The organism is Psychroflexus tropicus DSM 15496 (assembly GCF_000378765.1).
GTDB classification, from domain to species: Bacteria; Bacteroidota; Bacteroidia; order Flavobacteriales; family Flavobacteriaceae; genus Psychroflexus; species Psychroflexus tropicus.
This window is the reverse complement of record NZ_KB905342.1, coordinates 973,845-988,496: the sequence shown is the minus strand read 5'-3', so window position 1 is coordinate 988,496 and position 14,652 is coordinate 973,845. Positions and strand designations below refer to the sequence as shown.

Sequence of the window (14,652 nt, the reverse complement as noted above, 5' to 3'; positions counted from 1 at the left end):
GCAAATATAGGATAATTATAAAATGACGAGTTTTTCATATTTTTCTACTTTATCGTTAGTTATTGTGGATCTTACAGTAAGCTTGTAGACATAGACTCCTTTTCCTATTTTATCTCCAAAATCATCTCTTCCATTCCAAGTCATATCTCTAAATAAAAACCCATTTGTATTCGCGATTTGGTTTTGAGTCCAAACCAATTTACCAGATACTGTAAATACCTGCACCATAACCTCCAGAGGCTCGAATGGTCTATTATGATTAAACCAAAATTCGGTATAATCTATAAAGGGGTTTGGATAATTAAGAACTCTTGTAATCTTTAATTCATCGTTCCCAGCAACCACAAAGGTGATATCCTGAGTTTGAGAGTTATTATAGACATCCCAAGCCTTTAGCGTAAGTGTGTGTTCTCCATCTTCAAGATCCCTTAATCTATAAAATACTCTCCCTTTTGTAAAGTCATCCTGTTCGGCTTCGTAATATTCATTCAGCACAATAGGGTTTGATTCATCTCCATCCAAGATGGCCACAATATCATGGCCAATTCCGCCAGCCGTATTAATTCCATTTTCATCTTCTAGTATAGCGAGCAAGAACGGCTGATCATCAGTGACCCCGCCATTCACAAAGTTCTCATCATTCATGAATAAATTGACCAGAGGACCCTCATTGTCTTCTGGGGCATTTTCATTTAGGCCTCCGATGAGAATATCAGTATTAAATCCACTGTATTCTTCCAACGCATCTGCCCTTGCGGAATAGAAGTTTACTCTTCCTTGCCCTACTGGTAATTGAGTATCTTTGGGTAAAACAAATTCAAATTCGAATTCCCCTTGAGATACGCTAGCTTGACCTCTAAATAGATTTTCTCCTAGCGTCGTAAAATCTAAAATAGCCAGTTGACCGTTTAATCGAGCACCATCGTTACCTAAGGTTTGTCTTTCAATTCTTTTATCAAAAATCACTGCAGAAAGTTCTCCATTGTAATTCTGAAGTCTCTGGTTATTGGCATCAACAATCTGCCCTTTAAATTTATATTTTCCAAGAGCTTGCAAAGTGTCTGTAAACTGAGACAACGGTTCATCATTGATACTCGTAAGCTGAACCCTTGGTTTAGGCAAAGGCAGACGCATTGCTGGATCACCAATAAAAAATACAATCCGTTTTCCATTACCAGTGATATTTCTTTTTGCTCTGGCAACAGACTGTGCAATAGTCTCATTATTATTATTGAAATCGAAAAGAAATGGAGCAAATACATTATTGAATTCTACTCCGGCAAATACACTAATGGCCCGTGTTGTTGAAACGAGTGAGGAAGCACCTCCATTTTCATTCCAAAGCGTAAGCTCTCCGCCGGTCATCCTTAAGGGATTATCAAACTTGGTGAATTCACAGGTAATAGTTACAAAACAATTGTAACGGTCGGGATTTCTCCATTCCTGAGTATTCGTTTGAGTCACTATTCGTTCTTGAGCCAACCCATCTTCACCTCCATGACCAAAATAATTCACTACAGAAGCACCAACTTCTATAGCATCGGTAATGGACTCGTTCACTTCCGGATAGCGATCCCCACCAGCTCCAGCCACTTGCTGAAAAGCATCAGAATGAATTTTTTTGACATTAACCGTTGGTTTATTGGCAGAGATTTCATCGCCTAAATTATCTAAATCGACTTGAAGGTCAAAATCACTCGCATCATCGGCATCATCTGAGATCAGGATAAAATTATTTCGCCATTGTGCATAGGCCTCTCGTTGCTCTGAGGCTATAATTTTATCCACCACAGCATTTGCTCTTTGAGGAGAATCTGCTAATAGTCTTCCTACCGCAAGGTCCATCAATCCACCCTCAGAAAGATCCCCTTCTTCTGGGTCTACCATGACAAAATAGTCATCTGACATAAATGAAGATACTGTTGTAGAAAAACTACCCAGACTTTGATAGGTAGGAACAATATTGGTATTTCCTTGTAATCTATTTTTATAGTCGACAGAAGCATCGCCAATAATTCCTAAAAATTTGATTCTATTTTCTGAAGATGAGGCATTATCGTAAATATACTTCACCAGATTACGGATTGCCCCAATATCCTGCTTTCCCGAATTAAATTCTTCATAAATATCTTCAACCGCAAGTGTCTTTACGACTAAACCATCATTTTCTCTTCGGTATTGTGCTAATCGGTTAGCTGCAGACATGAAAGCGGATTGAGTAACAATTAGATAATCCAAATCTTGAAATTGACCTTGAGTGTTCGTTAAAATACTTCCTTTAATATTTTGTCTTGCCACCTGGGTGTTACCCAATTCCACCCTGGGCTGAAGGTATGCTGAAGTCACCGCCTGATATTCACGTCTACTTCCTAACGGACTTTTAAATGAAAATTGATCAGATTGATCAGAATTGGAAACAAACCGTGGGTTTATGGGATCAGTAATTTCCCACACTTGATTGATTTGTGAGGCATTTTGAATAATATATTCTCCAATACCAGCTTGAGTAACTGCCTCATTATTCTTGAATTTAAATTGATTTTCGCCTCCGACAAGTGCTCTTTTAGCTTCTAAGGATATAAAGTCTAAAAAACCTCTAGCTCCAGGATTTCCATTTTTGTTATAAGTCAACTGGATCTCAATATCATCTGAAGATGGATTGATTTGAGTTTGCAAATTTCTTCCTCTAGAAGGGGTGTTAGCCCCTACTTCAAGTATATTAAGATTAGTTCCAAGAGATTCTCCATTGATGGATACAGAAAAAGATGACCTCACAGGAGATATAGCTCCAACTCTAATTATTAAATCAGCTGGAACATTTTCAATTAAATTAGGGAAATTAAATTCATAAGTTCTAACTGTTTCCACATCAAATCTATCTCCGAACCAGCGTCTTCCTACTAAGGATAAACTTGACTCATCAACTTCGTAAAATTGATAATCATCGTATTCAGTGATAGTTGTAGAGGGATTTGCTGTGGGTTGCGTTAAAGTTTCCATGCGCTTACCACCGGGACTGTCAATGGTTAGGTAATAATAGGAGCGATCTGCATAAAGGTTTAAGTTGGTTGCGTTTTCTTCACTCCAGCCTTCGGTGTTGGTGGCATAAAAAAGTAAATAATCTCCCTGATTAAACACACCATCGCCACCATCTACCACTTGTATCGCTAGTTCTGGCGGGTCATAATAAAGATTATCTTGGTTAAGAAGCGGAAGCATACCTCCTCCATGCCCGTGAATTTTGAGGTTTCCAGACGGAATTTCATCTTCGCTAATTCCTAAATTTCTTAAAAAGGAAAAATCTAGTCGATGAACACCTGTTTCTTCTACGTAAAATTTTTTAACAGATCCAGAACTAAATATAGAATTGAAAACTTGAACCATGGTCTGGTTTAGATTTTGATTTTGAAGATTTGACGAAGAAAGCGGTGAGTTAGATTTAACTGTAAAAGAAAGGATTTTATGAATTCGATTATTCTTATAATAGAAAGGATTCAATTTTAGGATAAATTTTTGTTCCCCTTGATAAGCCGACTGATGGATTTGATACTCAAGTTGCTCTGGAACAAAATTTATTTGTTCAGAAAGTTCTGGAGTTATTGGTTTGGTAACAATATTTACTAGGCTTATGTTGGTAGTCTGCTGTTCAATGAAAGTAGAATACACAAGACTTTTTTCATGAGGATTATAGAGAAAATGAACAGGATTTAACTCTGATAAGTTGACAACTTCTTGAGATTTTTTAGCAATTTTGTTGTCATTACCCCAATTTATATTAATTTTACCATCCTGACCGAAGGATATAACGTAGATAAAAAAACTCAAACAGAATAATAAAAATCTCATCTTAAAACATTCAATGGTATAAGGTATAACGCAACACCTACAATGATAGTATATAAAAAACTAAAACAAAACCCGTTTTAAAAATTTAATTGTGGCAGTAGAAAATATACTTGTTAATACGGCGTTAATCATTATATTGCGAACAAAATTTGGATTAAAATCGAAATTATGATTATGAAAAACCTCGTTAAATCATGCATGCTTGTATCATTAGCACTACTTGCTACAGGCTGCAATAATTCTAGAGATTACCAGGGTAATTCTAGAGCTACTGGCTGGGATTTAAGCGGTAGAGATGGTGGACCAAGCTACAAAACTGACTATGAAGAACAGGAGCCTGGACCAGGATTATTATTTGTAGAAGGCGGTACATTCACCATGGGGAGAGTCCAAGATGACGTGATGCACGATTGGAATAATACTCCAACTCAGCAGCATGTACAATCCTTTTTCATCGACGAAACTGAAGTCACTAATGTAATGTATCTTGAATATTTGGATTGGTTAAAACAAGTTTTCCCTCCAACAGAAGAGCGTTATAAGAACATATACACTGGTGCTCTTCCAGATACTTTAGTGTGGAGAAATCCACTTGGATTTAATGAAAACATGGTCAATAATTATCTAAGGCATCCTGCTTTTCACAACTATCCTGTTGTAGGTGTTAATTGGATTCAAGCCACTGAATTTAGCCAGTGGAGAACAGACCGTGTAAATGAAAAGAGACTGGCAGATAAAGGTTTTACAGAACGAGACGCTTATAAAAATTCAAGTGCTGAAAGCGTTTTCAATACTGAAACGTATTTGAATTCCCCTAGCCAAGTTTATGGTGGAAGTGATTCTATTACCAGAGGCGGTAGAGAAACAGATAGATTATTGAGAAACAACCCAGATAGTACAAATATTTACGTACAGCGTAAAGATGGAGAGTTACTTCCAGCCTATCGTCTTCCAACCGAAGCCGAATGGGAATATGCAGCTTTGGGTCAAAGTTCATTAAGAGATTATAATTCTTACAGAGGTAGAAAAAAATACCCATGGGACGGACAATATACCAGATCTGCTGATAGAAAAACGATTGGTGATCAACGGGCTAATTTTAAACAAGGGCAAGGTGATTACGGTGGTATAGCCGGATGGAGTGATGATGGTGCAGATATTACTGCTGAAGTAAAATCTTACGAGCCTAATGACTATGGTCTGTATGACATGGCTGGAAATGTATCCGAATGGGTCGCAGACGTTTACAGACCTCGTGTAGATAATGAGTACAATGATTTCAATTACTTTAGAGGTAATGTTTACACTAAAAATGCAATTACTGAAGAAGGTAAAGTCAAGGTTTTAGGACCAGATGAAGTGATTTATGACACGTTAAGTAATGGTAAAATTGTTGCCAGAAATGTCCCTGGAGAAATTGCTCAGGTTGGCATTGGAGAAGAAGAAACTTATTTAAGAACTCAATTTTCTAGGAGTGATAACGTAAATTTCAGAGATGGTGATAAATCCTCTTCTCGTTATTATAATCAAAGAAATGCTCAAGGTGACGATGAGAAAAGGGAAATGTATAATTCACCAGATAATAAAGTTACCTCCAAAGATGGTGAGTTAGACAGACGTTACGATGGCTCTTCGGAGAGAACCACTTTGATTGATGATAATGTAAGGGTTTACAAAGGAGGGTCTTGGAGAGATCGGGAGTATTGGTTGGATCCAGCTCAAAGACGCTACTTCCCTCAAGATATGGCTACAGATGATATTGGATTTAGAAATGCAATGTCTAAAGTCGGTTCTAAATCTAATAAAGGAAGACGTACAAGAAACTAATTTTTATTAAGATAAGTTATCTAAAAGCTCTAATTTCGTATTAGAGCTTTTTTAGTTTATTATGAAACAGATAGAATTTCTTTACTCCAAATTTTTAAAGAGCAGTAGCGTTTGTACTGATACACGAAAACTGGAAAAAGACTGCATTTTTTTTGCCCTTAAGGGAGAAAATTTTGATGGTAATACTTATGCAGATGAAGCCCTCAAAAAAGGAGCCCTGCTTGCTGTGGTTGATGATGAAAATCAAGAAAAAAGCGACTTCAAACTTGTTGTAGAAGACGTTCTAAAAACACTTCAGGAATTAGCAAGCTATCACAGAAAACAAATAGATATTCCAATAATTGCTATCACCGGTAGCAACGGTAAGACCACCACTAAAAAATTGGTGACTGAAGTACTTTTAAAAGAATTTAAAGTAAAAGCTACAAAGGGCAACCTTAACAATCACATAGGAGTGCCATTAACGCTTTTATCTTTCACTTCGGAACTGGATCTAGGTGTTGTAGAGATGGGTGCCAATCATCAAAAAGAGATTGAAGCTTTATGCAAAATCGCTCAGCCCAATTACGGCTTAATTACAAATTTTGGAAAAGCTCATCTTGAAGGCTTTGGCGGTGTACAGGGAGTTATCAAAGGAAAATCCGAATTGTATGATTATCTAATAAGTCACGACGGACTCATTTTCTTCAACCGAGATGATGAAATTCAGGTTGAAAAGGCTATCAATTATAAAAATTACAGTATTGGTGAGAAGGCTTTATCCGATTGTCAGGTGGTATTCAAAAGTGCGAATCCTTTTGTGGCTGTGGAGTACTCCAGGCTAATAATCGAAAGCCAATTAATAGGTAGCTATAATTTCAAAAACATCTCTGCGGCAATAGGGATAGGAAGGTATTTTGGAATAGACAAAGAAGATATTAAAGCAGCTATCGAAGAGTTTGAACCTGAAAACATGAGGTCGCAGATTATCAAGAAAAAAGATAAGACTATCTTATTGGATGCTTATAATGCAAATCCAACAAGCATGGAGGCTGCACTTAAGAGCTTTCATAAAACAGGAAAAGGGATGCAGGCTGTGATATTGGGAGATATGTTTGAAATTGGAGAGGAATCAATTCACGAACATCAACAGATCCTCAAATTATGTGAACAACTAGGATTCGATAAAATTATAGTTTGTGGTCATCATTTTAAAAAAGCCTCTTCTTCCAACGAAAAGATCGAAGCCTTTGTCACCACTGAAGAACTTAAATCTTATGTTACTGAGCATATAGAACAATTCCCCTCAACCATCCTCATTAAAGGATCTAGGGGAATGAAACTGGAAAGCCTATTGGATGACCTCTAAAGCTTCAATAACTTCTCCAAAGGTTTCCTTTAAAGAAATTAATACAATAGCAATCCCAGCGATTATAGCTGGCATTGCAGAGCCCCTTATTTCATTAACTGACATTGCTATTATTGGAAATGTAGAAAATAATTCTGTTGAGGCCCTAGCTGCAGCAGGTATTGTGGGTTCATTCTTATCTGCACTAATTTGGATTTTAGCACAAACCAAAACAGCAATATCGGCATTGGTTTCGCAGCATCTTGGATCTAATAGACTTCACGCCGTTAAAACCCTGGTCCCGCAAACTCTCCTATTAAATCTTTTATTAAGTCTTGTGATTTACTTTATCACCGCTTTTTTTGCTGAACTTATTTTTAGTGCCTATAATGCCGAGGGCTTAATTTTAGATTATACAAAAAGCTATTATAGAATAAGAGCATTGGGATACCCTTTTACTCTGGTCACTTTTGCAATTTTTGGTGTGTTTAGAGGTCTCCAGAATACACTGTGGGCCATGAAATGCAGCTTGATAGGTGGCGTTGTAAATATTGTACTTGATTTTGTCTTAGTTTACGGTGTAGAAGGAATTTTACCAGCTATGCATTTGGAGGGAGCTGCAATTGCCAGTGTTATTGCACAGGGAGTAATGCTATCTATGGCTTTTTATTTTTATATCCGTAAGACCCCTTTCCACTTAAAAATCAGCTTCAACCTTAACCCCAATTTAAAACCATTGATTTCTATGGCTTTAAATTTATTCTTAAGAACCTTAGCTCTCAATATTGCTATTTATCTAGCAAATGCTTATGCAACAGATTACGGCAAAAACTATATTGCTGCACAAAGTATCCTCATGAATATATGGCTCTTTTTCTCCTTTTTTATAGACGGTTACGCCAATGCCGGCAATGCTATCGGAGGAAAGCTTTTAGGAGCTAAAGCCTACACAAAACTCTGGAACTTGAGTAAAGACATCAGTAAATACGCCGTGATTATAGCCCTTTTACTCATGGCAGCCTGTACTTTATTCTACAACAAAATTGGTCTTATCTTTAATAAAGATGAGGAGGTTTTATTACTTTTTTCCTCTGTGTTTTGGATGGTACTGCTTATGCAGCCTATTAATGCTATCGCCTTTATGTTTGACGGAATTTTTAAAGGACTCGGAGAGGCCAAGTATTTGAGAAATGTTCTATTAGTGGCCACCTTTATAGGTTTCTGGCCTACTTTAATCTTGTTTGATTATTTAGGGTTCAAATTGTATGCAATTTGGTTGGCTTTTTTAATCTGGATGATCATACGCAGTGCCGCCTTAGTTATAAAATTTAGAAGAAAATATCTATCAAGTCCCTGAATTCATCGTGGCTTATTTTAAATACAGTTTAACACAAAGTTATTCCTGAGCTCTACTTATTTCTACTACTTTTAAGGTATGGCAAATTACAGGAAAGGAATAGTTTTTAAGACTTACGAAGATGAAACTAGCTTATTTGATAAGCTTTTAGACATCTTTATGGAATTGATTACTCATACTTCTGGAGATTTTGATGAAGCCATAGACTGGCTCAAAGAGCTCGATAAAGCTTATGATCTCACAACAGAAGATTATACGATAGATGATTTCATTGAGGATTTAAAGAAGAAAGGTTACATCCGAGAAGAAATCAAACCTGATGGCAACTCAGGCGTAAAAATTACAAATAAAACAGAGCAGGCGATAAGAAAGCATGCTTTAGAACAAATCTTCGGAAAATTAAAGCGTGGAGGTTCCGGAAAACATAAGACCAAACATACAGGTGTAGGAGAGGAAAAAACGGGAGATTTAAGAGAGTTTCAGTTTGGAGATGGGTTTGATCAGGTTTCTATGACCGAAAGTTTTAAAAATGCTCAAATCAATCATGGTATCGATGAATTCATGATGTCAGAAAATGATCTGGTTGTTAATGACACTCATCATCAAACACAGATGAGTACTGTACTGATGATCGATATTAGCCATAGCATGATTTTGTATGGAGAAGACCGAATTACTCCAGCAAAAAAAGTTGCAATGGCATTGGCTGAGATGATTACAACCAAGTATGCTAAAGATACCTTAGATATCATTGTGTTTGGTAATGATTCATGGCCAGTGAAAATTGGTGATTTACCTTATTTACAGGTTGGCCCTTATCATACCAACACTGTAGCAGGCTTACAGTTGGCAATGAAGATTTTGAGCAGAAAACGAAATGCCAATAAACAAATATTTATGATTACTGACGGTAAACCCAGTTGCCTAAAACTATCCGATGGTAGTTATTATAAAAACAGTGCTGGACTGGATGAAATCATTACAAATAAATGCTATAACATGGCCGCTCAGGCAAGGAAATTAAAAATCCCTATCACCACTTTTATGATTGCTTCTGATCCCTATTTACAAAAATTTGTAAGAGAATTTACTAAATCTAATCAGGGTCACGCTTACTTTTCTGGTCTTAAAGGTCTTGGTGAGATGATTTTTGAAGATTACGAAAACAATAAAAGAAAAAATCTTTAATATGCAGTTAACAGCACTCAAGACACTTGGGGAATTAAAACATAATGAATACGAGAGTAAATCCATAAAGGATGAACTAAGAGATAATCTCATTTTTAATCTAAAACAAAATAAAGATTCTTTTGAAGGGATTTATGGCTATGAACATACTGTTATTCCTCAGTTAGAACAGGCTATATTATCCAGGCATAATATTAATCTATTAGGTTTAAGAGGCCAAGCAAAAACCAGAATAGCAAGGCAATTACTTAATCTGTTGGATGAATTTATTCCTGTAATTGAAGGATCTGAAATTAATGACGATCCTTTTCATCCTATATCACTTTACGCAAAAAATCTAATCGAAGAAAAAGGAGATGAAACTCCAATAACCTGGTTACACAGGAGTGATCGATTTGCAGAAAAACTAGCCACGCCTGATGTGACCGTTGCTGATCTTATTGGAGATATAGACCCCATAAAAGCAGCTAATTTAAAACTTAGCTACTCAGATCAGCGAGTGATTCATTACGGAATGATACCACGTGCTAATCGCTGTATTTTTGTAATTAACGAGTTACCAGATTTACAGGCCAGAATACAGGTCGCACTTTTTAATATTTTGCAAGAAGGTGATGTGCAAATAAGAGGCTTTAATTTAAGATTGGCTCTAGATTTGCAATTTGTCTTCACCGCAAATCCTGAAGATTATACCAATAGGGGAAGTATTGTAACCCCCCTGAAAGATAGAATTGGCTCTCAGATCTTAACTCATTATCCTAAAGATATTGAGATTGCAAAACAAATCACAGAGCAAGAAGCTAATTTATCTCAATTCAAAAAAGACCATATTGTAGTACCAGATCTGGCTAAGACTCTACTAGAGCAAATTTCTATCGAAGCAAGAAAAAGCCATTACGTGGATGCCAAAAGTGGGGTAAGTGCTAGGCTAAGTATCACTGCTTTCGAAAATTTGATGAGTACAGCAGAGCGAAGAGCTTTAGTTAACGGAGATGAAACTACCTGTATTAGATTAAGCGACTTCAATGGAATTGTCCCAGCCATCACAGGAAAAGTTGAATTGGTGTATGAAGGTGAAGAAGAAGGTGCTGAATTTGTTGCGCAGCAACTCATTGAGTCTGCAGTACTTAATCTTTATCCTAAATATTTTCCAGAAATTAAAAAACTAGAAAAGCAAGATGAAGTACAATCCTATGATGAAATTTTAAAATGGTTCCTAGATCATAGTGATATTCAATTTTTTGAAGATGATTCTAATGCTGAGTACGAATCCGCTCTGTCAAAAATTAAACCGCTCGAAGCCATGCTTGAAAAGCACGTACCAGACTATGATTCATCTGAAAAATACTTTTGGATGGAATTTATTCTATGGGGACTTTCAGCACATAAAAAACTAGACAGAAGCCAGGTGGATACGCAGTTAAATTTTGGAGACTCACTCGGAAATTTCATCAAAGGCTTATAAATTCAAATAAATAAATTAGAAATGCAAAAAACAGTAACCAGCCCAACGAGTAGTGAAAGCGAATCCTACAGACCATTTGAACTTTCTGAATTTTTTCAGGAAAATTGGCTGTATATCGCTCTGCTAATCATTGCAATTATTTTAGTAGTGAGATTTTCTAAAAGATCGAAGAGAAAAGAAAAAGAAGAATAATGATATTAGAGAATCCGAAGGCTATATAATATGGTGTTGACTATAATCAATAAATTTAATTACTTATTTACAATAGGGTTTCAGCAAAGTGAATTGCCTAAACCAGAAGGCAGTAGCTCTGAAACTTATAAACCTGATGAGTTCACTGAGTTTTTCCAAGATAATTGGGTATATCTAGCTATTCTGCTCGTTATAGTATATATAGTGATAATGTATTCTAAAATCTTAAAGGAAAGGAAAAGAAAAAATAATTAAATTGAATTACAAAAGCCTCTATTGATTAGAGGCTTTTGTTCTTTCATTAAATGATGGATAATTAATTATCGTTTCTCAGCTTAGTGAAACCAAAATAGGTTCCAACTGCCAGGCCTATGGCGATAAGACCATTGATAGGTGCTACCGGCTCATCCCCTACATCATCATCAAAGACAGGTAATTGTGCCGATGCTTCGGTGGATATGAATAGTAGGATGAGTATAATCCCTATACTTATGTAATGCGATTGCTTTAATTTCATAATCTTATTCTTTTATCAGTTTGAAGGTTTTCTCTCCTCGATTGGTAGTAAGTTTAACTAAGTAAAGACCAGCATTAGCATTGAAATCTGTCACCTCAACATTGGCTTTACCCTGCAAGGTTCTTTTATACACCTGCTGACCCAGCATATTATAGATCTCCAGCTCTGCACCCTGCTCCAATATTCTACCGCCTACACTAAACTTACCCTGTGTAGGATTAGGGTATAGACTCAAAGTAGACAGACTCTCTTCTACTGTGGATAAGCTCTCAGGTTCAAAAACCAAACTAAAGCGATCTGTCGCTACAGATTCAGGAATAGAATTGTCTACGCTAAAGGCATAGGTATTTGCTGAACTAGTCATCTCAGTCAACTCATTTAAATAAGCATCTTTAAGGTAGACTTGAGTATTGAGGTTATCTGTTAAATCAAACTTCATCACATATGCCTCTCTTCTGTACTGATTGATGAACAATGCCAACTCTTCTTCAACCTCCGGGAATGGTCGTCTTTCGATAGCCGAATACACATTATCTTCAACTCTGGCCAAGTTCTCATCTAGATTACCAAGTTTTGGCGAATCATCTGTTGTAGAAAGACTATAGGCTTTATCGAACATGATTCGTAAGCCATCTGATGGGGTATTGTCTTCTGCAAAAGACTCTGAAGTAAAGAGCTGAATATTGATGTATTCGAGGGCAATAGACGATTTGCCAGTAGTCTGGACTTCTACTACAGCCTTCATGTTTTCTTCAAAATCAATTAAAGGTGGAGTTCCCATAGAACCTGTGGCAACAAAAATAGCCTGCATAGGTTGTAAATATTGATTTGCTGTCGACCCGTTAGGATTGGTACCAGTAGCCAAATCAACAGTCACATAAGCACCTCTACCTCCTGATGAACCAACTGTTGGGGGTCCTCCTAAAGTAGGGTCCCACACGTAGTATTCTGATGCAGATACATTTGTAGCACTTGCAAGCAAAGTATTTATATCTACCTGGGCTTGATAAGGGTTTCCTATAAAATTAAAGGCTCCTGCTGTAGAGGATAAATTACTAAATGATCGATTACCTACATCAAGGGCGCCTTCACTACTTAATACAGTGTTACTTATAGGTGAACCATTATCTGTAATATCAACACTTCTGTTTCCCCGAATCATCAAGCGGTAAGCAGCTCCTGCAACTAAAGGGTCATTTGTATTACCAATCTCGTTCCAGATTGTATTTATATTATCAAAGGTAAACATTGACACGTTACCTGATGGACTATAGTCAAATCCATTATCACCATCCTGAGCAAGAGTGGCATTGGCAGCACCTGGTTCTACTCCAGTAATATGTGTTCCATAACCTGGACGCGGATCATCTAAGTAATCTACAGGATCCTCCTGCCAGTTTTCTCGAATGGATGTGGTTGTGGTTACCGAAGGACTTATAAATCTAAAGGCTCGTCTAGCCGGGTAGCACTGCTCTACAGTAACATCTCCATTAATATTGGAACCAAGTGGAATTGGTCCAACCTGAGCGGTTTTAGCAGTAGTGAAATCGCAACGTAGTGTTAAATTACCATTAGAGTTAAAATCTCCTTGATCAATATACAATACACCAAATAAATCTGTAGGATCAGTGACGCCAACCGAAGTTGGATTATCTAGTCTTAGATTTTCGAAAGCACCACCGCCTGAAATCGTCTGTGCTGATGTTCCGTCTAATATAACTTCACCATCCCCAATAAAATCACCAAAACTGTTGATATCTCCACTAACCGACAAATTAATACCAGTATCAATATCAACCTGTACTCCTGCAAAAACTTCAATATTGTTTACAGATTGAGGGTTTAATACTTGAGGGTTTGCAGCTATGGTGACATCAGCTCCAGAAGGAGGCAGAGTGTTATTTGACCAGTTTGTATTTACGTTCCAAGGACCATCGTTAACAAAGAAAAAGTCTGTAACGTCCGATAGTCTATATCTAATAAGGATGATACCTGAACCACCACTTGCTCCGGGATGAACAGAGCTTCCTCCACCTCCACCTCCACCGGTGTTAGGCATTCCTGATTCTGGCGCGATTAAATCTCTAGCACTGGAACCATCTCCACCGCCACCTACTCCACCAAGTCCCTGTGCACCAGCAGCATCTCCGCCGCCACCACCTCCGCCGGCAAAAAATCCAGCTTCACCATAAGCACTTCCAAAGAAGCCACTATAATTACGACCATCTCCACCATTACCACCGTCAGGTCCTGTGATATCAGAAGGGGCTGTTCCTGCACCGCCTCCGCCACCACCGCCATCATCATTGCTATTTCTGGCACCATCATTACCAAATCCACCATCAGCACTTCCAGGTTGCAAACCTAGTCCAGCTGGGTTTTGTCTTCCTCCACCTCCAGATCCACCACTAGCCGCTGCAGGGCCAGGTCCATTAGGGGTGATATTTCCGCCACCGCCGCCAAGAGCGGTTAAGCCATCAAAAACAGAGTTTTCCCCATTATCTGCGGGAGTATTTGTTCCGTCTCTTCCATTACCCCCATCACCAACAGTTAAGGAAAATGGGGATCCAGATGTTACAGTATAATTTGTTTCATAAATCAAGCCTCCTGCTCCACCAGCTCCTCCACCAGCACTGTTATATGGAGTATGTCCTGCACCACCACCACCTCCAGCGACAATAAGCACATCTACACTGGTAATACCTGATGGCGGAGTAAAAGTACTAGTACCAGTAGTTGTGAAAGCATGAATGACGTAATCAGTACCACCTAAATTTTCAACAAAAATATTATCACCATTGGATTGAGAAAAAATTGGTCCACTAGCAAAAACAAAAAGTATGAATAATAGAGTAATTTTCTTCATTACAGATAGATTTTACACAAAAATATTCTACAATAGTTAAAAAATTTGTAGAATAAGTTCGAAATTT

Annotated in this window: 9 protein-coding genes; 6 read left to right on the top strand and 3 right to left on the bottom strand. The window is 37.4% G+C overall.

Annotation, left to right across the window (positions count from 1 at the left end; translation table 11 throughout):
- Window positions 1-15: 15 nt before the first annotated feature.
- Window positions 16-3,846 (bottom strand): type IX secretion system sortase PorU, encoded by a 3,831-nt coding sequence (gene porU / locus F598_RS0104540; protein WP_019037840.1) that lies wholly within the window; start codon window positions 3,844-3,846, stop codon window positions 16-18.
- Window positions 3,847-4,014: 168 nt separating this feature from the next.
- Here porU and gldJ point away from each other — a divergent pair, with 168 nt between their 5' ends.
- From gldJ to F598_RS15280, 6 genes are all read left to right on the top strand, one after another.
- A complete protein-coding gene (gene gldJ, locus F598_RS0104535; protein ID WP_019037839.1) occupies window positions 4,015-5,673 on the top strand; it encodes a gliding motility lipoprotein GldJ in 1,659 nt (552 codons plus the stop codon).
- 61 nt (window positions 5,674-5,734) lie between these two features.
- Entirely contained in the window at window positions 5,735-7,021 is a 1,287-nt protein-coding gene (locus F598_RS0104530) for a UDP-N-acetylmuramoyl-tripeptide--D-alanyl-D-alanine ligase (protein WP_019037838.1), read from the top strand.
- Entirely contained in the window at window positions 7,011-8,357 is a 1,347-nt protein-coding gene (locus tag F598_RS0104525) for an MATE family efflux transporter (RefSeq protein ID WP_019037837.1), read from the top strand. The genes F598_RS0104530 and F598_RS0104525 overlap by 11 nt, the downstream gene beginning before the upstream one ends.
- A gap of 78 nt (window positions 8,358-8,435) precedes the next feature.
- The gene (locus tag F598_RS0104520) at window positions 8,436-9,545 is read left to right on the top strand and encodes a vWA domain-containing protein (protein WP_019037836.1); all 1,110 of its coding nucleotides are present in this window, start codon (window positions 8,436-8,438) and stop codon (window positions 9,543-9,545) included.
- A gap of 1 nt (window position 9,546) precedes the next feature.
- Window positions 9,547-11,010, top strand: a complete 1,464-nt coding sequence (locus F598_RS0104515; RefSeq protein WP_026302515.1) for a magnesium chelatase — start codon at window positions 9,547-9,549, stop codon at window positions 11,008-11,010.
- A gap of 21 nt (window positions 11,011-11,031) precedes the next feature.
- Window positions 11,032-11,202, top strand: a complete 171-nt coding sequence (locus tag F598_RS15280) for a hypothetical protein (protein ID WP_019037834.1) — start codon at window positions 11,032-11,034, stop codon at window positions 11,200-11,202.
- 316 nt (window positions 11,203-11,518) lie between these two features.
- Here F598_RS15280 and F598_RS0104500 read toward each other — a convergent pair whose 3' ends face one another.
- Window positions 11,519-11,719, bottom strand: a complete 201-nt coding sequence (locus tag F598_RS0104500; RefSeq protein WP_019037832.1) for a hypothetical protein — start codon at window positions 11,717-11,719, stop codon at window positions 11,519-11,521.
- A gap of 4 nt (window positions 11,720-11,723) precedes the next feature.
- On the bottom strand, window positions 11,724-14,585 hold the full coding sequence (locus F598_RS14410) for a T9SS type A sorting domain-containing protein (protein WP_019037831.1): 2,862 nt from the start codon (window positions 14,583-14,585) through the stop codon (window positions 11,724-11,726).
- Window positions 14,586-14,652: the final 67 nt, after the last annotated feature.

What these genes read in the sequence shown, in the direction of transcription:
- porU (WP_019037840.1), bottom strand. Translation starts at nt 3,846, where the DNA reads ATGAGATTTTTATTATTCTGTTTGAGTTTTTTTATCTACGTTATATCC.
- F598_RS0104515 (WP_026302515.1), top strand. Translation starts at nt 9,547, where the DNA reads ATGCAGTTAACAGCACTCAAGACACTTGGGGAATTAAAACATAATGAA.
- F598_RS15280 (WP_019037834.1), top strand. Translation starts at nt 11,032, where the DNA reads ATGCAAAAAACAGTAACCAGCCCAACGAGTAGTGAAAGCGAATCCTAC.
- F598_RS0104520 (WP_019037836.1), top strand. Translation starts at nt 8,436, where the DNA reads ATGGCAAATTACAGGAAAGGAATAGTTTTTAAGACTTACGAAGATGAA.
- F598_RS0104500 (WP_019037832.1), bottom strand. Translation starts at nt 11,719, where the DNA reads ATGAAATTAAAGCAATCGCATTACATAAGTATAGGGATTATACTCATC.
- F598_RS0104525 (WP_019037837.1), top strand. Translation starts at nt 7,011, where the DNA reads ATGACCTCTAAAGCTTCAATAACTTCTCCAAAGGTTTCCTTTAAAGAA.
- F598_RS14410 (WP_019037831.1), bottom strand. Translation starts at nt 14,585, where the DNA reads ATGAAGAAAATTACTCTATTATTCATACTTTTTGTTTTTGCTAGTGGA.
- gldJ (WP_019037839.1), top strand. Translation starts at nt 4,015, where the DNA reads ATGATTATGAAAAACCTCGTTAAATCATGCATGCTTGTATCATTAGCA.
- F598_RS0104530 (WP_019037838.1), top strand. Translation starts at nt 5,735, where the DNA reads ATGAAACAGATAGAATTTCTTTACTCCAAATTTTTAAAGAGCAGTAGC.